Source organism: Pseudorhizobium flavum, assembly GCF_044142885.1.
Taxonomy (GTDB): Bacteria; Pseudomonadota; Alphaproteobacteria; order Rhizobiales; family Rhizobiaceae; genus Neorhizobium; species Neorhizobium flavum.
In genome coordinates, this window is the sequence record NZ_JBIOKZ010000018.1 from 12,958 (window position 1) to 31,759 (window position 18,802).

The 18,802-nt window shown below is 59.4% G+C and carries 12 protein-coding genes and 5 pseudogenes; 11 read left to right on the plus strand and 6 right to left on the minus strand.

The genetic code is table 11. The features are described from left to right. Positions 1-158 precede the first annotated feature (158 nt). Positions 159-638 (plus strand): hypothetical protein, encoded by a 480-nt coding sequence (locus ACEPP2_RS20335; RefSeq protein WP_395517777.1) that lies wholly within the window; start codon positions 159-161, stop codon positions 636-638. A 124-nt stretch (positions 639-762) separates the two neighbouring features. Here the strand turns inward: ACEPP2_RS20335 and ACEPP2_RS20340 are convergent. Continuing rightward, positions 763-1,165 (minus strand): annotated as a pseudogene (locus tag ACEPP2_RS20340) (ATP-binding protein); the annotation flags it as partial. 1 nt (position 1,166) lies between these two features. Continuing rightward, positions 1,167-2,661: pseudogene (istA, locus tag ACEPP2_RS20345) on the minus strand (IS21 family transposase). A gap of 74 nt (positions 2,662-2,735) precedes the next feature. Between istA (ACEPP2_RS20345) and ACEPP2_RS20350 the strand changes: the two are divergent. Further along, positions 2,736-3,949 (plus strand): IS3 family transposase gene (locus ACEPP2_RS20350; RefSeq protein WP_395517778.1). Its coding sequence is split into 2 segments (ribosomal slippage): positions 2,736-3,072 and positions 3,072-3,949, totalling 1,215 coding nucleotides; the frame shifts between segments, so codons are not numbered across the junction. A 454-nt stretch (positions 3,950-4,403) separates the two neighbouring features. On the opposite strand, the gene ACEPP2_RS20355 is transcribed toward ACEPP2_RS20350, so the two are convergent. Beyond that, a complete protein-coding gene (locus ACEPP2_RS20355) occupies positions 4,404-4,838 on the minus strand; it encodes a MucR family transcriptional regulator (protein ID WP_395517779.1) in 435 nt (144 codons plus the stop codon). 1,228 nt (positions 4,839-6,066) lie between these two features. Here ACEPP2_RS20355 and ACEPP2_RS20360 point away from each other — a divergent pair. The 6 genes and pseudogenes from ACEPP2_RS20360 to ACEPP2_RS20385 all read left to right on the plus strand — a co-directional run. After that, positions 6,067-6,879: a hypothetical protein gene (locus ACEPP2_RS20360; protein WP_395517780.1), complete on the plus strand. Its 813-nt coding sequence runs from the start codon at positions 6,067-6,069 to the stop codon at positions 6,877-6,879. Positions 6,880-7,164: 285 nt separating this feature from the next. Further along, positions 7,165-8,892: an AAA family ATPase gene (locus ACEPP2_RS20365; protein WP_395517781.1), complete on the plus strand. Its 1,728-nt coding sequence runs from the start codon at positions 7,165-7,167 to the stop codon at positions 8,890-8,892. Continuing rightward, entirely contained in the window at positions 8,889-9,656 is a 768-nt protein-coding gene (locus ACEPP2_RS20370; RefSeq protein WP_395517782.1) for an ATP-dependent metallopeptidase FtsH/Yme1/Tma family protein, read from the plus strand. Before ACEPP2_RS20365 ends, ACEPP2_RS20370 begins: the two co-directional genes overlap by 4 nt. A gap of 94 nt (positions 9,657-9,750) precedes the next feature. Then, entirely contained in the window at positions 9,751-10,071 is a 321-nt protein-coding gene (locus ACEPP2_RS20375) for a DUF6634 family protein (RefSeq protein ID WP_395517783.1), read from the plus strand. Positions 10,072-10,622: 551 nt separating this feature from the next. After that, positions 10,623-10,973 (plus strand): hypothetical protein, encoded by a 351-nt coding sequence (locus ACEPP2_RS20380; protein ID WP_395517784.1) that lies wholly within the window; start codon positions 10,623-10,625, stop codon positions 10,971-10,973. A 269-nt stretch (positions 10,974-11,242) separates the two neighbouring features. Then, positions 11,243-11,413, plus strand: a pseudogene (locus ACEPP2_RS20385) (DDE-type integrase/transposase/recombinase); the annotation flags it as partial. Positions 11,414-12,586: 1,173 nt separating this feature from the next. Here ACEPP2_RS20385 and ACEPP2_RS20390 read toward each other — a convergent pair. Then, on the minus strand, positions 12,587-13,042 hold the full coding sequence (locus ACEPP2_RS20390) for a hypothetical protein (RefSeq protein ID WP_395517785.1): 456 nt from the start codon (positions 13,040-13,042) through the stop codon (positions 12,587-12,589). A gap of 537 nt (positions 13,043-13,579) precedes the next feature. Here ACEPP2_RS20390 and ACEPP2_RS20395 point away from each other — a divergent pair. The 3 genes and pseudogenes from ACEPP2_RS20395 to ACEPP2_RS20405 all read left to right on the plus strand — a co-directional run. Next, positions 13,580-14,581 (plus strand): porin, encoded by a 1,002-nt coding sequence (locus ACEPP2_RS20395; RefSeq protein ID WP_395517786.1) that lies wholly within the window; start codon positions 13,580-13,582, stop codon positions 14,579-14,581. A 167-nt stretch (positions 14,582-14,748) separates the two neighbouring features. Further along, a complete protein-coding gene (locus tag ACEPP2_RS20400; protein ID WP_395517787.1) occupies positions 14,749-15,723 on the plus strand; it encodes a porin in 975 nt (324 codons plus the stop codon). A 123-nt stretch (positions 15,724-15,846) separates the two neighbouring features. Next, positions 15,847-16,452: pseudogene (locus ACEPP2_RS20405) on the plus strand (porin); the annotation flags it as partial. Between the two features lie 114 nt (positions 16,453-16,566). On the opposite strand, the gene istB reads toward ACEPP2_RS20405, so the two are convergent. Continuing rightward, positions 16,567-17,301, minus strand: coding sequence for an IS21-like element helper ATPase IstB (gene istB, locus ACEPP2_RS20410; protein WP_281978402.1), 735 nt, complete (start codon positions 17,299-17,301; stop codon positions 16,567-16,569). Continuing rightward, a pseudogene (gene istA, locus ACEPP2_RS20415) lies at positions 17,234-18,800 on the minus strand (IS21 family transposase). The gene istB and the pseudogene istA (ACEPP2_RS20415) overlap by 68 nt, the downstream one beginning before the upstream one ends. Between the last annotated feature and the right edge of the window lie 2 nt (positions 18,801-18,802).

An 18,802-nucleotide genomic window follows, 5' to 3' on the forward strand; every position in this document is an offset into this window, starting at 1 on the left:
CGATGACACAACCTTGCCTCGTTCAGGGACAGGGCGGCGTGATCTGGTAACGGGAGGCTAGCACTGTGAGCGGAAATCGGAGGACGAGTTAGATTTTGCCGCCACCTTAGCGATCACAGGGCATTAAAGCTTAGTTTCTCGATCGCTGAGGAAACGACATGATGACGTTTGAAGCGGCGAGGCAGGCATGCCTAGCCATTATGTTGACCGCTGCCCCAGTGGCGGCTCAAACCGCACCGCCATACGCCGAAGGTCTCCCCGAAAACGCCGATGAACTTTCCAGGCTGGCAGCCGAACGGTCACAAAGCGTTCACGATGCTGTTCTCACCGGCCTTGAGGCCTGTCTTGCGGAGGACGTGCAGCCGAGACTGTCGAAACGAGCCGTTGGGACGGTGATTGCCAATCTCCATCTGCTCTATTTCCGGCTGGTCAGCGAGAGGATCGGGGAAGCAGAGCGGCGCCAGGAACTGGCCGATTCCATAGCAACCGTCAGCAAGACCTTGGCGCCCGAGGACAGGGAGAGCCTGCGTGTGCTCCGGCATCAAAGCCTGGAACAGGGTCTGACACTGCTGTGTGTCGCCGCCACCGCTCGCGGCATCTTGGAAAGTGCGGCCGATCATTCATCTGATCCTCGTTGAGGATCAGTTGAATGGTTCAACGCATGGCCAAGTGCGAGTGCAGCCGCTCGGCATTGTAGATCTCGTCGATGAACTTGGGCAAGCGTTCGGGCACGTCCGCGATGGTCTCGTAGCCGGCGGGATTGTCAATCGGCGTCGTAGCGGGTCCGCGTGCGCCGTTGCGGATTAGGGCGTGCGAGCGCGATGGACAGATGCGACTTCCCCGTGCCGGTTCCGCCGACCAGAACGATATTGTGCTGCTCGGCGAAGAAGGCTCCTTTTGCAAGCTGGCGCACGAGCTCTTCGTTGACCGGCGTGTCGGTGAAGTCGAAGTGGTGATGTCCTTGGCCGGCGGCAGCTTTGCAACGGTGATCTGGTATTTGATGGAGCGCGCCTGCTTCTCGGCGATCTCCGACTGCAGCAGGTCACCGACAATGGGTGGCGGCTCGTGCTCCCGCTTGATGCCGGAGGCCATGATCTCGTTATAGGCGCTGGCATGCCGAACAGCTTTAGCGTGCCCATATGTCAAGGATTTGGGATCGTTCCATATCAGCTTGCCCTCCTAAGGCTGTCGTAACGGGCGCAATCGGCCAGAGGCTCGTGGGTCAGGCGAAGCGCGTCGGGAATGGAAAGGATGGCGGCCGGCTGCGGATCACGCTTGCGGGCCAGATTGTTGACGATGACGGCAGCCGAGAATACGCCCTGATCGAGCGCCTCCTGACAGGCCGCTTCGACGGCTAGGAGACCGTCCAAGTTCACACATTCGAGGATCAACACTATCTGCCGGTCGCCATCATCCATTGACTTCAGCCGGCGGCGCACCTTCTCCACGGGGGCGGGCAAAACCCAGTCGTGGAACGGCGCACCGTTGCGCAGTGCTCCCGGCTTGCGGGTCAGGACCGGCACGTAATGCCAAGGATTATAGATCGTCTCGCCACGGCCGAAGCAGCGATCGTGTTGGCCGATCTCCACGCCATCCTGCCGGATGACGATGCGATCGGCATAGGCATGTATCTCGGCCGGGCGGCCGACTGCCGTGGACAGCACCGAGTATTTGTTGTTGTCGAAACGGTCGAGGCAGGTCTCGCCGATCGAAGCCTGCACGCGTGGAAGCCGTCGAACTTGCCGGGATCGCCGACAGGTGCGGCCGTTCCACATCGAACACCTCCCAGATCGTGCGCTCCGTTTGATCGACATGCTTATGGGCGCGGGCATAGCTGATGCACTTGTCCAGCAACCAGCCATTCAGTTCATCGGATTTGAAGCGCAGCCGCGGCGTGAAGAAACGTTCCCGCACCAGATTGACCTGGTTCTCGACCTGGCCCCTTCTCCCACCCCGACGCCGACGTGCAGGCAACCGGTTCGATCAGGTAATGGCTGCACATCTGTAGGAAGCGGCGATTGTATTGCCGTTCCTTGCCGACGAATACCGTCTCCACCGCGGTCGTCATATTATCGTAGATGCCGCGCGTGCAGGCCCGCCGAAGAACGCAAACGCCCGGTCATGGGCATCGAAGACCATCTCCTGCGTCTCGCGCGGATAGGCTCTCACATACATCATCCGGCTGTGGCAGAGCCGGACATGCGCCACCTTTACCGTCGTCGTCACGCCGTTCAGCACGACGATCTCGTGGCACCAGTCAAACTGGCAAGCCTCGCCCGAAGCGTAGTAGGGCGGCACGTAGGCTTCCGTCGTTACGGAGCCGCGTTCATTCGCCCAGGTTCTGGCGTAGCGCCGGACTGTGTCGTAACCGCCCTCGTAGCCGAGGTCGCGCAAGTCCTCGAATATCCGGATCAGTGTCAGCCGCTCGTGAGATGATTTTGCTTCATTGGCGAGCAGCATTCCATCGAGCCGGTCGCGCCATGGCCCCAGCTTGGGCTGAGGTTGACGGGTCCGCTCGTATTCGAACTCCGTCTCATCACTGCGCAGAACCTTCCGCACCACTTTCCGCGATATGCCGAGCTGCCGGCAGATCGCCTTGATCGACTTGCCCTGCCCATGAGAAAGCCGACGTATCTTCAGAATTGTCTCCACAACAAGCATCTGAACTGCCCCCCGTTTCGACCGGACAGTCGGCATAAGCAGAAAGGCTCAAGCACAGGCTTGGGTATAGGCTTATGTCTAACGAGTACCGACATATTGAATTGCTGACGGGTGATGTCCGCCGCAGGCGGTGGACAACCGAGCAGAAGCTGACAATCATTGAGCAGAGTTTCGAACCGGGCGAGACGGTGTCTTCTACCGCTCGCCGCCATGGCGTTGCGCCCAATCTGCTTTACCGGTGGCGCAGGCTCTTAAGCGAGGGAGGTGCTGCAGCCGTGGGTTCTGACGAGCCGGTTGTCGGCAATTCGGAAGTGAAGAAGCTGGAGGATCGTGTTCGCGAGCTGGAGCGCATGCTTGGCCGTAAGACGATGGAGGTCGAAATCCTCCGCGAAGCATTATCCAAAGCAGACTCAAAAAAACGGATATCGCGGCCGATCTTGTTGCCGAAGGACGGTTCCCGATGAAGACCGTCGCCGACACGCTGGGCGTCTCCCGTTCCAACCTCGTCGAGCGCCTGAAAGGCAGATCGAAGCCGCGCGGGGCCTATCACAAGGCCGAGGATGCAGAGCTTCTGCCCACCATTCGAAGGCTGGTGGATCAAAGGCCAACCTATGGCTATCGGCGGATCGCCGCGCTCTTCAATCGCGAGAGGCGAGCCGCCGATATGCCTGTCGTCAACGCCAAGCGGGTTCATCGCATCATGGGCAACCACGCCATGCTGCTGGAGAAGCACACGGCCGTTCGCAAGGGCCGCCTCCACGACGGCAAGGTGATGGTCATGCGCTCGAACCTGCGCTGGTGCTCCGACGGGCTGGAGTTCACCTGCTGGAATGGCGAGGTCATTCGTCTCGCCTTCATCATCGATGCCTTCGACCGCGAGATCATCGCCTGGACTGCGGTCGCGAATGCAGGCATCTCCGGCTCCGACGTGCGAGATATGATGCTGGAGGCTGTCGAGAAGCGGTTCGTAGCCACCCGAGCCCCGCACGCAATCGAGCATCTCTCGGACAATGGCTCGGCTTACACCGCGAGGGACACGAGGCTGTTTGCCCAGGCGCTCAATCTGACACCCTGCTTCACTCCTGTAGCGAGCCCTCAGTCGAATGGTATGTCCGAGGCGTTCGTCAAAACCCTGAAGCGGGATTACATCCGCATATCGGCTCTACCGGACGCCGAAACAGCGCTCCGGCTCATCGACGGATGGATCGAGGACTACAACGAGATCCATCCCCACTCCGCGCTCAAGATGGCTTCCCCACGGCAGTTCATCAGGGCTAAATCCAACTAGCCGACATGTCCGGCGAAACGGGGTGCACTCCACGCCCGCATACTCAAAAAGCGGCAGTTGGAGTTCCACCGAAGGTTCAAGCCTGATGCGGTATAACCTGCACTTCATTCGAACTTCGCCGCAGCACCACCCGTTCGCTTCGTGTGCATGGAGTTGGTGAGTTCTTCGGCACAATCCGACATGTCTTTCTCGTTCGAGGACATGAAACAGGATCCTATGACGTACGGCCGTAGGAAGACGGCACTAACCGTCATTTCCGCGGAGATATATCCGAGAAACGCTTGAGATGGGTCTGGACAGGCTCACGGTGGCGCATCCTAGTCACCTTTCGCGAGATCGGAGGGGATCGATCAGGCAATTTAAGCGTGCGGCTGCGGAGCGATTGGGCTCCTAGCGTTCGTGTGGTGGAGAAGGAGCGAGAGGTTTAAGCGAGAACGCATTCCGCTAAAAATGCCTAAGCCTTCGGCCCTTTCATGGACTTCGCCCGCCGTTGCCCGAGACCCGTCGCTTTTGCCAGGGACGATCTCGCTTCAGAATATTCTGGTGCGACCATAGGATAATCGGCAGGCAAGGACCACCGTGCCCGATACTCATCAGGAGTCTGGTCGTGATTGGCGTTCAGGTGTCTCCGGAGCGATTTGAAACCTTTGCCACATTCGAGACATATAATTGCATCAGGTCGAATGGACTTTTTCACCGGTACAGCTGCTTCTGGTGCTGCCGTCTTGGCCTCTTCGGGCTTCATGCCGAGGCTTGCTAGGGAGCTGTGAACCGTCTGAATAAGCTTCGCTAGATCTGCAGCAGGAACGACATTTTTCTGTACGTAGGCAGCCACGACATCAGTCGTGAGAACGAGTAGATCTTCCGTGTTGATATCTGAACTAGACAATCCGAACTCCGTGAATTCCGGGGGTATCTCTACCGATCAGCGACAGGAAGGCAACCCGCGAAATCTTACAGTGACTGGCAGTATAGATAATGTCGAGGCCATCGAGATTAACCACACCAGTCCTGAAGGTGCCCCTTACGAGCGGTTCGGCCAACTGCGCGGGCAGGGCAAGACGATCATTCCGAGGTGGCCTCGAAGGCCGCCGTTCCTCCAGATCATCCCTGCAGGTACGCGTGTCGGTTTCCATTTCTTGCTCCATAACAAAATAACTCCGATATTTCGACATCAGACAACTAGGTTAGTGGTTCGCCTGTAAGCTTGGCTGTGATCGGAATCGGTGAACCGCAACAAAGAAAGAAGAACTTAAGCCCTAAACCGGCGGAGAATGGAGAGAACGTACTTTTTCTGCTTGGAAGGTATAGGTGGCAAAAAGTTAGGAGCCTTCTTTGGCGGCTGGGGTCATGCGGCTGATTGCGCGTTATGGTAGATAGTTAGAGGAGGTGGTTGCTGAAATGTTCCTTTTTTTCCGGGGCCCCTTGCTTGGAAACATCGAGTATGACATAGAAGAACTGTCTTCTTCTTCGTGAAGACTTAAGCGGCCCCCGCTGGTGTTGGAGCACCGAACGAGGGCCTGACCCGCAACCTTGATCAGAAGGAATTGGGCTATGAGTACATCTACTCTCTCCCCGGCTTTATGGAAAGTTCTGCGCTTTGGCTGTGAACAGCTGAGTGCATTGGCGGCGTGCGTGCTGCGGCTTGCTCTCCCCCAGGCATCCGCCTGATCCCCACATCCCTGGTTTTGTTGCTGACTGACGCGCCATCCTGAGCACCTCGTATCGTCGTGGCATCCGCGATGGCTGCCTGGGCGCTGCATGGGCTCCGTATGCACGTCACGCCTACCGCCTGATCCATTTGACAGGCGGGTGGAGCAGTGTGCGTCCGCGGTAATGAACCCAGGGAATGGTCAACCAGTTTCCATAAAGGCTATCCGATGACATCCAGACACGACCAACGCACCGCAACCATCGTTGAGCTAACCTCGGCGCCGACAAAGCGCAAACGCGGGCGACCCTCGAAGGCGTCGATTGCAGCCGCCGCAGAAGCCATCCTGCCGCCGAACCAGGCGGTCCCTAGCAATTTGTCCTCCCGGTCTCGTCCCGCCTCTCATCCTACAGTGCCCGATCTGTCCGGTGAGCATGCTCTGTTTGATGGGCTCATCGAGGATGCAATGACGGCACTCGAAAAGGGGCCGCACATCCCGGACCAGGTCCTGGGGCGCTATGCCCCGCTGGCATCGCTGCTTCGCTCCATCAGCTTCCACGAGGGCAGGCTGCTGGAGAGGGGACTGGCCGTGGTTGCGGCCTTCCACCCGGATCTCGAAGTGCTGGGCAAGCCCCTGAAGCTGCCACTGGTGGAGGCAGCTGTGCAGGCGATCTCGACGAATAGGTGGGAGGTTCTCGACGGTGTCTGCTTCGACGCCGATGCCGGGACCAAGGGAACGTACCGTCCCGACCTGGTCATCGTGAACAGGAAGACACGCAAGGCATTTGTCATCGACCTGAAGCGGTCGCTGGCGGCCTACGGCGATTCCACGCTTGCCGATCTGACGAGCCGCATGATGGCGACAGGCCTGGTGCTGCCTGACTTTCTCTACAAGCGACACAAGCGCCTCAGCATCACCAGTGTTGACATCGCGGTGATCGACGGAGCAAGTCGCAAGAGCGACCATACCCAAGGCATCTGGAAGCTTGGCGAGCTTGACGATCTCCTCGGGCTTCCCGGCGCGGCCGCGGCCATGGAGCACCTGCGCTCGACATTCGGCGAGAGGGTGAGGGCATTGATCGAAAGCCAAGCGCTAGGAGCCCTTGGCCTGCAACAGCCATCGCCGACCGCGTCCAGCACTGCGCCCACCCGTTGGCGCAAGCATGATGGTCCGCAGGTGGAAAAGGCGGGCAGGGCCGAGGCTGGCCGGAGCAGCGATGAGACGCCCGTTGCCCGCATCGTGGTCGGTTTTGCACGATCCGCCTCCGGTTCCGGCTGATCGCCGATTGGTGCCCCGCGGTCTCCAATCCTGATCGGGGCCCGAGCCCTCCAGCTCAACTCATCAAGTTCAGTCCAGTTCGACGTGGAGCCTGCGGCTCTGCGAACGGAGTAGCATATGCCAAATCCCGCCAAACCAGCGGTTCCACCGCCCGACACGGGCGACGATACACTCACTCATCGCGAACGTTCCGGCACATCGGCTGACCGGATTGCACATCACCTCATGAGGCGCATTCGGCACGGGCTATTATGGAAAAGAATCGAGGTTGCCCGGTCGCTTGAGATGTTGGTGCACAGCCGGGTCAGCGTCAACGGCTACAACCTGCGTCGATATGCTGTCGCACGAAATCACGGGCTATCGGGCAAGCCAGTTGCCGACCTCGCCGTGCTGCGCCGGTTGTTCCTGAGTGGACGCCGGGCCATCGGGCAGGAACAGGAAATCCCCGGGGAAGGACTGGCCTCCGCTGGCGAAGCGGAGGCGATGGTCGCAGAGCAATGCAGGCATATCCAATGGCCGTATCTGCTGGCGCTGCTGGACGCTCTCCCGAGCATCGACAATACCGCCAACCTGGCGATCGTGCGCTTGTTGAGCCGGGCCTTTTCCGAATGCGGGCTTCCAGGGTCATCGGTGCTGTCTCGCCTCAGCCAGCCCGGCAGCCTCATTCTCATCCGCTCCGAAGTGGAGGGATTTGCCGAGAAGCTGGTGGAATTGCTGAAAGCCGATCTTCTCTTCGACCGCAGGACGAGGATCGAACGCCAGGGCAGCCCGGCTTCCGCCGGTCGCAACCTTGGGATCAGGCCGGACCGGACGATCCGGCTGATCAATGACGAGGATCTTGGCGACACGGAGCATCGCGAACTGGAGCAGCAGGCGGCAGAGGCGCTTTCAAGGGGCAGCCAGGTCCTGGTTCTTCATGGAGCGGACATTATCGTTCCACCCGCGCTGCTTGCTGCGGCCGACCTGGACCTGACCATCCGTCCAATCGACTGGAATCTTATCCAACCTCTCCTGGACATGCTCCACGGGGCCGAAGGCGGCGAGGCATCCTTGCCGAGACTTGGAGAACTCTCGCTTCGTCGTCTCGACCACCTGATACTCGCCCTGCGGCCATCCCGCAGTCGTGAAGATGCCGTCCGTCTCCTCGACGAACTGACCCGTCTCGAACTTGCGTCGGGAGCCGAAGGCGACGATGGATCGTCCGGCCAGTCAGGGGCTGGCCTAGGCTCACGGAGGGGAGGGCGCAGCACGTCCCGGGAGAAGTCGACCGGATCGCGCCTGATACAGCCCGAGCCCCTCGTCGACGCCTGCACCACCAACTCCTCCTATTCTGACGACCCGGTTTCCCCACCAGCCAAGCCTCGCCACCTTCCGCTGACCGTGGAAACCCTGAGCGGCTACGGCGAAGCCAGGTCCTGGGCCCTCGATCTGAAGAGCGACCTGGAGCTCTGGAGGGGCGGGGCGATCGAGTGGGAAGAGATGAGCACGCGCCTGCTTCTGTCCGGGCCACCGGGGACGGGCAAGACCACCTTCGCGCGGGCCTTGTGCAACAGCCTGCAACTGCCAATGCTGGCAACGTCCGTCGCGACATGGCTGCAGCTTGGTTACCTTGGCGATGTCCTGAAGCGCATGTCCAGTGCCTTCGATGAAGCACAGCAGAACGCGCCATCGATCCTGTTCATCGATGAATGTGACGCGATCGGCAGCCGACAGGACAATGCACGGGACCACGCGGACTACTGGAATAGTCTCATCGCACGCCTCTTGGAATTGCTGGATGGCGCGGCCAGGACCAGCGGCGTCATCATTGTCGGCGCGACGAACAGGCCGGAGTTCATCGACGAGGCACTGACGCGCTCCGGCCGCCTGGAGAAACAGGTCGTCATCCCGAAGCCGGATGTCGATGCGCTCTGCGGCATCCTTGCCCACCATGTCGGCAGCGACCTCGCATCGGTGCTGGAAACTGCGCCCCAGGCATGGACGAGCCAAGGGGAAGCGGAGGCCATCCGATGAGCAGCGAACGGGCTCCAACCCTCACTATCATGGATCACCAGGTCGGTCCTCTGCGGCGGCTGGCGCTGCTGGCGGCCGGTCGCACCGGAGCCGACATCGACCGACTGGTCCGCGAGGCCCGTCAGCGGGCGCGTCGCGAGCGCCGGTCAATGACATGGGACGATCTCGAGCAGGGTATCCGCGAGAGACAGCCTCGTCTCCCGAACGATCTTCGCTGGCGCGTTGCTGTCCATGAGTGCGGCCATTGCATTGCCAGCCTTCGTCTTGGAGTGGCGGAAGTCCGGCAGCTCTCCATCGAAGCCTCGGAGACCAGGTTGGGCTTTCTCGCCGCCGCCGCAGGGACCGCAATCCTCACGGAGGCCAGGGCCCTCGACATGTTGTGTCTCCATCTGGCAGGGCGGGCGGCCGAAGAGGTGATCCTCGGCAGCATGTCCCTGGGATCGGGGGGATCTGCAGGAAGTGACCTGGCGATCGCCACGGAGCTTGCCCTTGCACTCGAAACCCGGGTCGGGAGTGGCTCCGCCTGGCCGCTTCTCTATCGCGACGCGACCGCCATTCCGGCGCTGATGTTCGTGGAACCCGGCCTCGCTGATCGTGTCAGCGCCAGGCTGGACGAAGCCTTCGACAGGGCCCGGCGTCTCGTTGCCGAGCACAAGGACGAGCTATTGGCGCTGGCCAATGCGCTTGTCGAAAGAGACACGCTGGAAGGCCCCGAGATTGCCGCGCTGATGGCCGCCCCGTCGTCTGCTGGCCCTTCGTCATAGCGGCACAATCCCGACGCCGGGCCTTCGCAGCCCAAGGCACCATTCCCAACACAACCATCCTGCCGGTCGGCAGCCAAACCTGAAGGAGAAGAACATGATCATATATCGTGACGGTCAGCATGAGATCCACCAACTCCAGCGAATGATACAGAAGCTGCAGACGCTGCTCGACGACCTGGTTGCCATCGGGGAAGGGGATCTGCCAAGCCAGGACCGTCTCGAGGAGGCACCACTCATCGACAACTGGCACCTGGCAACACGGCAAATTGTCTGCCTGCGGGGTGAGATCTCCGGTCATCCACGGCTGGGTTACGCCCCACACGGAATAACCTCCGATCTGTGGCTGCTTGCACCGCAACGCGGTTTTGCCCGGACGATGTCACGCTACTATCGGCTGGGCACTAACACTGAATAGTGCCAGGGATAGCAGCCCGCGCATGAGCTTCCTGCCGGTCGCCTGATGGCAGGGAGCCAAAGCTCAGGCTCCAAAATCGGAATGAGGTGTAAGCAAAGCATTCTGCCTTGCAATCAATCGCCCGCACATCATCCTGATTTGAGATGATTTGTGGTTCTGCGATTCAAACAGTGCTGGCAAGCGATTCAAGGATCGAGATCGGCGTTGCAGACCTCGATATCCCCGATTCCGGCCCAAACGACGTTTGCGCCACTGACTGTGATGACCGAGAGCGGTGCGCAACGGCTGCTCGTCCTGAGCCGCTTCCCCATTCGGGCGTCGTCATTGCTGCGGGAGATGAACCGCATCACCCACAGGCGGCCAGTGAATTGAAATTGGATCGAGTTGAAATGCCTTGCCAGCACCTCAGGTCGATTTGAGATGATTTGCGGAAATCCGATTCATCTCCCTGAAAGACCGATTCCGATATCCAGATCAGTGTTGCAGATGTCGAAAAATGCGATTCACATTCAAACGACGTTTGCGGGAGGGCATGAAGGGAGCGCGGACAGGTGGCGAAACGGGGTGACAAGCGAGGTGACGAGCGGCTGGCGGAACAGCGCGAACGTCAGCAGGCTTATCGCAAGCGGATAAAGACCGAGCGGCGGCCCTCAAGGGACGACATCGCCCGGGTGCTGCTGCACGTGGTCATCACCAGGAGCGCTGCCAGGGACAAGCTGGATGAGCTGGAGAAGTTCGGCGACCTGATCGTCGACAGGCTCGTGGAGCAGGGCTTCGACAAGCGTGTTTCCTATGACGCCTTCGATCAGCTGGTCGACAAATACGTGAAGCAGGGCTGGGAGTTCCGCAAGAAGACCCATATCGGGCGCAGTTTGCCGAACGACGCCGATGACCAGGAATGATGCCGACGCCCTTGGTTCAGACATCCACCGTTTACGGTCGGATAACCCACGCATGGATCCTCCTGTCTCAGAAGCAGTCGACGTCAAGGTTCGTGAGCTGACGTCATATCCGCATAATTTTGATAACGCCGCTTGATCAGTTCGTCTGTATTCCCCCCGTTACTCTCTTAAACGTCGTTTGCGGTCGAGCCGGAGGATTGAAGATCTCGTCCTGTTATCACGGCAGTTCAGATTTGCAGCTTCTTTGGTCGGGCAGCTCATTTGATGTCCGTGAGTTGGATCGGATCATCGAGAAGCGTGGCAAGCCGAAAATGATTGTCAGCGACAATGGTAGCGACTTCACCAGCAACGCGATCCTGCAATGGACGGACGAGGTCAAGGTGGAATGGCACTACATCGCACCGGGAAAGCCGATCCAGAACGCCTTCATCGAAAGCTTCATGTACAGACGGCTCCGCGGGCGCAAGATGCTTTCTGCAAGTCGAGGTCATCATTCGGGTGCGTTCATGTATTCGACCTTTGACTGCGACCGGTACAGGGTCGCTGGCCCTGATGGAGTACGCGGATCGAGGCCTCATCAATGGGTCGCGCTTGAATGCGGCGCCTAAAGCTCTCCGGGCTTGCTCGATCCTCAGCTCCGCTGAATGATTTGTGATAATCTGATTCATGTCACTGGAGGCGCGATTCCGTTCTCTAGAAGAACGTTGCTGACTTCCGAAAGCCTGATTCAGGTCCAAACGGCGTTTGCGAGAAGCGGGAGGGACGAAGATTGTTACCAAGTCAGGGACACCCGCTTGGCGGAGCAGCGCGAGAGTCAGCAGGGTGTAGCAAGCGTGTGGAGGCGAGGCGTCGGTCGTCAACGGGAGGCCGTCACCGTGCTTCTACCTAGTCATCACCAGGAGCGTCGTGGGGGACGTACCGAGAGAGTTGAAAAAAGATCGGTGGCCCGAGTACCGGTGCGCTGGTGGAGCAGGTCTTCGATTGATTGATACTGGGCTGACGGCAATGAGCTCTCCAAAGCGGTCCCAAGAAGCCGTGAATTGTCTCCTACACTTCTGTCCCGACGCCTAAGGAGCAGTTGGGGGGGGCGGCTTCAACGGGGAGGGATATCAACTTACCACCGTGCGAACGTCGATATTCGACCGACGTTATCGTCTTCCCCCCGTTACTCCATCAAACGACGTTTCCATTTGAATCGCCCTTCTTGAACGCTGGTGGTGAAAGCTGAAATTGAAACGGGGGACGCGAGAGGCCTTCGGAATGAAGCCTGACCAAGAAAAGCGCGCCTCGCCGGTTGAGACACTAAGCATCTTTGCCGCCCCACGGTGGGCGGCGGCTGCTGGTAACGCCATAGATCGGCCTAAAGTAAGCGGTCCATCCATCCGTCAGTGCGAGATAGGATGGCGAGCCCGACCATTACGAAGCTCTGCGGCCCCACCAGCGGTCGCAGGACCGGAGAGGTCGCCGCACCCAGCGAATCTGACCGTTCCGCATAGCGCAGCCTTCGACCGAGCGTCCTTATATGGTTTATGGAATGCCAAACCTCGACACCCGCCCTTGAATGCGCACCTCCATCCTCTCCCGCGCGTCAGCAATCAGCCGAGGACGATCAATTAGGTTTGAAGTGGAGTGATGGTGTCCACTCGGGTGCCACCGTGAAGCAGCCCCCTTTGTAGGTCCCGTCGCCCGCGTTCTACTTCTATGACCGTACAGGCCTTTTCATCGCGGTAGATGCTGGCATGCCGGGTCGTGACGTCCTCGCCAGGTAAAGCCTCGACCTCCATGAAATCCAGTTCGCTGCCGGCCGCCACGATTCGGGCGTCTCCGGCCGTTCGGGCGGCAACGGTGATCTCTCGCGGTTCCGGCGCATTGTCCCAACGTGCGTCATTGGCCGGCGCGACAGGCACGAGGCGATAGATGTTGAGAAGCTCGCCATCGCTTGTCGCTGTGGCCGCCGCCTCGGCGTCCGCAATCTGCGCCTGGCTCTCGACGGAGCGGCCGAAGTCCGTGGAGCTTGTGCCGGTGTTGAACGGTTCGTTGCCGATGCCGTCATTTCTTGCGTTGGACATTGTCCGACCTTTCCGTCTCATACTGTTCTCGAAAACGCCGCGTCGGCAGCCTTGTTCCGGCAGAATCGGACACACTGCCATTTCCCCGCAGAGAATCGCTGACGGAGCGCGAATCGTGTCACCCTGAACGGTGCCTGTGGACGACACGACATGAGGAGCATGCGCGTCATGTGCCTAAGCGCCACCGTCCCTTTATGGCGCGAATCGGGCTGGAATCTGCAGAATCTGCCCTGAGCGCTTCGCATTACAGCGACTTAAGTGCCTGTGACATCTGCCATTTCTTAAGAGAGTATAAACCTTTCAGCGCCCCGCCCGCCACATTTGTGTCCTTTCAGCAACAGGACTGCCGTAAGCGGGTGCAGGAATGTGGAATGGCTGAAGTTCCGGATTGCATGGCGGACCGCCTCTTGTATTTTCACTCTCGGAAGCGAGGCGGTGGATCGTCCGTCTTCTGGCAATCGACGGGGATGGGGCAGGGAACGCTGTCCTTCAGCAAAAGAACCCAGACCCATACGAAACTTTGACTGGAGGTCAAAAATGAACATCAAGAGCCTTCTTCTCGGCTCCGCTGCTGCCCTCGCAGCAGTCTCCGGCGCACAGGCTGCCGATGCTATCATCGCTGCCGAGCCCGAGCCCATGGAATACGTTCGCGTTTGCGACGCATTCGGCACCGGCTACTTCTACATCCCGGGCACCGAAACCTGCCTCAAGATCGGCGGCTACGTCCGTTTTCAGGTTGATTTCGACAGCCGGGATATCCTTGAGGGCGGTGCAACGGGCGACGAAAATTGGGACGCATTTACGCGTGGTCGCGTTGACTTCACTGCGAAGTCCGATACCGAACTCGGCGAATTGACCGGCTTCATCGCTATTCAGGCTGATGCAGATGAAGACGGTTTCAACAACGACTTCTATCTTGATGAAGTTTACCTGCAGCTCGGCGGCTTCAAGGCTGGTACCTACCTGAACTGGTGGGATAAGGGTATCAACGGTGAAACCGACAAGCTCGGTGGCAACCGCCTGACCTCGATCGCCTACATCTACACGGGCGACGCGTTCACCGCCGGTATCCAGCTTGATGAGATCGAGCCGACCATCGATGGCGACGCACGTGACCTTGGCATCGAAGCACTCGTCTCCGCTTCCCTCGGCGCTGCATCGTTCGACCTGCTTGGCGGTTACGACTTTGACGCCGAAGAAGGTGCAATCCGCGCTCTCGTATCGGCTGGCGTCGGTCCGGGTACCCTGCAGCTCGCTGGTGTATGGGCAAGCGATCCGAACACGTATTACAGCCGTGCAGAATGGTCGATTGCTGCATCGTATGCCTTCAAGGCTACCGATCGCTTCACGATCACCCCCGGCGTCCAGTACGACGACAACTTCCTGTTCGTCGATGGTACTGACGCTTGGCGCGCTGGTCTGACCGTAGATTATGCAATCACCTCCGGTCTGGCTATGAAAGCAACCGTCAACTACAACGACGTAGATGGCGTAGATGAGTTCTGGGATGGCTTCGTCCGTCTTCAGCGCTCCTTCTAATATCCAAGAGCTCCCCCGGTACTCGGGGGAGCTTTTTTGTTTTCAATGGAAGGCCCCCGTGTAGGTCGTCTGGGTGTGCATATCAAAGGTCGCCAAAGGCGACCGTCTTTGTTTCCGCAGCTTTTCTGTTTGCTCCAATTTCCTGAACATCTGACTGGAGTCCATTCATGACGATCAAGAGCCTTCTTCTCGGTTCCGCTGCTGCCCTCGCAGTAGTCTCTGGCGCACAGGCTGCCGATGCTATCATCGCTGCCGAGCCGGAACCCATGGAATATGTCCGCGTCTGCGACGCGTTCGGCACTGGTTATTTCTACATCCCGGGCACCGAAACCTGCCTCAAGATCGGCGGTTACGTCCGTTTTCAGGTTGATTGGAGCAGTGACGATGTCCTCAACGGCGAAAGCTGGGATGCTTGGACCCGTGGTCGTGTCGCCTTTACGTCGAAGAATGATAGCGAGCTCGGCGAATTGACCGGCTTCATTGCCATCCATGCCGACACTGACGAGCGCGGCGTCAATAATGATTTCTATCTCGACGAAGTCTACCTGCAGCTCGGCGGCTTCAAGGCTGGTAGCTATCTCAACTGGTGGGACGCGAACGATCTTCCGGGTGAACTGGACGATCTCGGTTCCAATCGCTTAACTTCGATCGCCTATATTTATACGGGTAGCGCCTTCACCGCCGGCATCCAGCTGGATGAGATTGAGCCGACCGTCGACAGTTCCCGCGGACTTGGCATCGAAGCTGTTATTCAGGCTTCGATCGGTCCGCTTAGCGCCGAACTGCTAGGGTCTTACGACTTTGATGCTGAAGAAGGCGCAGTTCGCGGCATTGGGTCCGTCGATGCGGGGCCCGGTACTTTCTACCTCGCTGGTATCTATTCTTCCGGTGCAAACGAATACTATAGCTCGGCTGAATGGACGGTGGCGGTCGCTTACTCATGGAACGCAACCGAGAAGCTGCAGATCATACCGGAGTTCCAATACTTCTGGAACGCCGACTTTGCAGGCGATGACTTCTGGAATGCCGGTGCAACGGTCAACTACATGATCACCGAAGGTCTGACCTCCAAGGTTGCGGTTGGATACACGGACGACGACGAAAGCTGGGGCGGCATCTTCCGCCTGCAGCGCGACTTCTAGTTCATAAGTTCGAAGCGGTGGCTCGCTGCGGTAGCGAGCTACCTTTGTTGCTGTTGCGCAACAGTAGGCCCCTCTTGGGGTGCAGCAGCCCACAAAAAATGGCTATAGGAATTCGGCACCGGCTACTTCTACATCCCGGGCACCGAAACCTGCCTCAAGATCGGCGGCTACGTCCGTTTTCAGGTTGATTTCAACAGCGAAGACGTCCTGAACGGCGAAAACTGGGATGCCTTCACCCGTGGTCGCGTTGACTTCACCGCGAAGTCCGACACCGAGCTCGGCGAGCTGACCGGCTTTATCGCTATTCAGGCTGATGCCGATGAGCGTGGCGTCAATGATGATTTCTATCTTGACGAAGTCTACCTGCAGCTCGGCGGCTTCAAGGCTGGTACCTACCTCAACTGGTGGGATAAGGGCATCAACGGCGAAACCGACAGGCTCGGTGGCAACCGCCTGACCTCGATCGCCTACATCTACACGGGCGACGCGTTCACCGCCGGTATCCAGCTTGATGAGATCGAGCCGACCATCGATGGCGACGCACGTGACCTTGGCATCGAAGCACTCGTCTCCGCTTCCCTCGGCGCTGCATCGTTCGACCTGCTTGGCGGTTACGACTTTGACGCCGAAGAAGGTGCAATCCGCGCTCTCGTATCGGCTGGCGTCGGTCCGGGTACCCTGCAGCTCGCTGGTGTATGGGCAAGTGTGTCAAACGGCACGCAAAGTTGACCCCTTATCGGCGTCCAAAATTGACCCCCATGTTGACGATCAGCACCTGGATCGCCCGGCGCTGGCCGGGGTTGCAGAGGGCGAACCAGGTGCGGGTGATGGAGCTCTTCGGCTTTAGCTTTGAGAGCGGTTCTTGAAGCGCCAAGACTCATTTCCGGTTTCGACGATCTCGCAATGGTGGGTCAGACGGTCGAGTAGCGCCGTCGTCATCTTCGCATCGCCGAACACTGAGGGCCATTCGCCGAATGCCAGGTTGGTGGTGACGATGATCGATGTGCGCTCGTAAAGCCTGCTGATCAGGTGGAATAGAAGCTGACCGCCGGCCTGAGCGAAAGGCAGATATCCGAGCTCGTCGAGGATGATGAAGTCGAGGCGGTTGAGATAATCCGCCGTCCGGCCTTGCTTGCCGCTACGCGTCTCCGTCTCCAGCCGATTGACCAGGTCGACGACATTGAAGAAGCGCCCGCGGGTGCCGTTGCGGATAAGAGCTCGAGCAATCGCGATGGCCAAGTGGCTCTTGCCGGTTCCCGTGCCGCCGACGAGAACGACATTGCGCTGATCGGCAACAAAGGCTCCGGTGGCCAGGTCGCGGACAAGGCCTTCATTGACCGGGGTGTTGGCGAAGTCAAAGTCGTCAATATCTTTGGCGAGCGGCAGCTTGGCGATGCTGAGCTGGTAGCGGATTGAGCGTGCCTGCTTCTCGGCGATCTCCGACTGTAGCAGGTCACCAACAATGCGCGGCGGCTCATGCTGGCGCTTGATGCCGTTGCCCATGATCTCGTCATAGGCGCTGCGCATGCCGTAGAGCTTCAAGGTGCTCATCAATTCCAGAACCTGCGTGCGTTCCATCAGCTTGCCCTCCTGAGGCTGTCATAGCGTGCACAATCGGCGACCGGTTCGTGGGTCAGCCGCAGTGCATCGGGGATTTGTAAGTGTGCCGCCGGAGCAGGATCACGACGGCGCGCCAGGATGTTGAGGATGACGGCAGCCGAACAGACGCCTTGATCAAGCGCCTCCTGGCAGGCGGCCTCCACGGCGGTAACACCGTCGCCCGGAACGCATCCAAGAATGGTGACCATTTGCCGATCGCCGTCATCGACGGTCTTCAATCGCTTGCGGACCTTCTCCATCGCTGCCGGCAGCACCCAGTCGCGGAACGGCGCGCCGTTACGAAGAGCGCCGGGTTTACGGGCCAGGACAGGCACATAATGCCAGGGATCATAGACCGTCTCGCCTCGTCCGAAGCTGCGCCGATGTTCAGCGATGATCGTGCCATCCTGCTTGACGACAACCCGATCAGAATAGGCGTGGACTTCGACCGGGCGGCCGACAGCCGTTGAGAGGACCGAGTATTTGTTGTTGTCGAAACGGACCGTGCAGGTCTTGGACACCGAGGCCGGCACGCAGTGAAAGCCGTCGAACGACCCAACATAGGGGACGAGACTGCTGCGTTCAGCCTCGAACATCTGCCAGATCGTCTGGTCGTTCTGTTCCGGATGGTTGTGCGCTTTGGCATAGGCGACACATTTATCGAGGAGCCAGACGTTCAATTCCTCAAGGCTCTTGACCCTCAGGCGCGGCGTGAAGAAGCGTTCGCGCACCAGGCCAACCTGGTTCTCGACCTGGCCCTTCTCCCAACCAGACGCCGGGGTGCAGGCGACAGGCTGAACAAGGTAGTGGCTGCACATCTGCAGGAAGCGGCGATTGTATAGCCGCTCCTTGCCGACGAACACGGCCTCCACTGCCGTCTTCATGTTGTCGTAGATGCCGCGTGTGCAGGTGCCACGGAAGAAGGCGAACGCCTTGTCGTGGGCGTCGAACACCATTTCCTGGCTCTCGCGCATATAGGCGCGGGCAAACATCATGCGGCTGTGGCAGAGCCGGACATGGGCGACCTTCACGGTCGTCGTCGTGCCGTTGATCAGCACGATCTCGTGGCTCCAGTCGAACTGGTAGGCTTCGCCGGGTGCATAGTAGAGCGGCACATAGGCCTGCGCCGTCACTGAGCCACGGTTCTTCGCCCAACCCTTGGCGTAACGGCGGATCGCATCATAGCTGCCGTCGTATCCGAGCGCCCGAAGCTCCTCGTAAATCCGGATCAGCGTCAGCCGTTCGCGCGATGGCCTGCCTTCATTCGTCGCAAGAAACCGTTCGATCTCGGCCTTCCAGACGCCTGTCTTCGGCAAAGGTTGCCGCTCACGCTCGTAGGAGAAGTCGGTCTCGTCGGTGCGCAATATCTTGCGGACCGTGTTGCGGGAAACATGCAGTTCGCGGGCGATCTTCTTCATCGACCAGCCTTGAACATGAAAGGCCCGCCGGACGCGCGCAATCGTATCCACTCGCTTCAACT

Bases quoted from the DNA above. Each gene is read 5' to 3' on its own strand.
- ACEPP2_RS20335 (WP_395517777.1), top strand. From the start codon at position 159: ATGATGACGTTTGAAGCGGCGAGGCAGGCATGCCTAGCCATTATGTTG.
- ACEPP2_RS20360 (WP_395517780.1), top strand. From the start codon at position 6,067: ATGACGGCACTCGAAAAGGGGCCGCACATCCCGGACCAGGTCCTGGGG.
- ACEPP2_RS20365 (WP_395517781.1), top strand. From the start codon at position 7,165: ATGTTGGTGCACAGCCGGGTCAGCGTCAACGGCTACAACCTGCGTCGA.
- ACEPP2_RS20370 (WP_395517782.1), top strand. From the start codon at position 8,889: ATGAGCAGCGAACGGGCTCCAACCCTCACTATCATGGATCACCAGGTC.
- ACEPP2_RS20375 (WP_395517783.1), top strand. From the start codon at position 9,751: ATGATCATATATCGTGACGGTCAGCATGAGATCCACCAACTCCAGCGA.
- ACEPP2_RS20390 (WP_395517785.1), bottom strand. From the start codon at position 13,042: ATGTCCAACGCAAGAAATGACGGCATCGGCAACGAACCGTTCAACACC.
- ACEPP2_RS20395 (WP_395517786.1), top strand. From the start codon at position 13,580: ATGAACATCAAGAGCCTTCTTCTCGGCTCCGCTGCTGCCCTCGCAGCA.
- ACEPP2_RS20400 (WP_395517787.1), top strand. From the start codon at position 14,749: ATGACGATCAAGAGCCTTCTTCTCGGTTCCGCTGCTGCCCTCGCAGTA.
- istB (WP_281978402.1), bottom strand. From the start codon at position 17,301: ATGGAACGCACGCAGGTTCTGGAATTGATGAGCACCTTGAAGCTCTAC.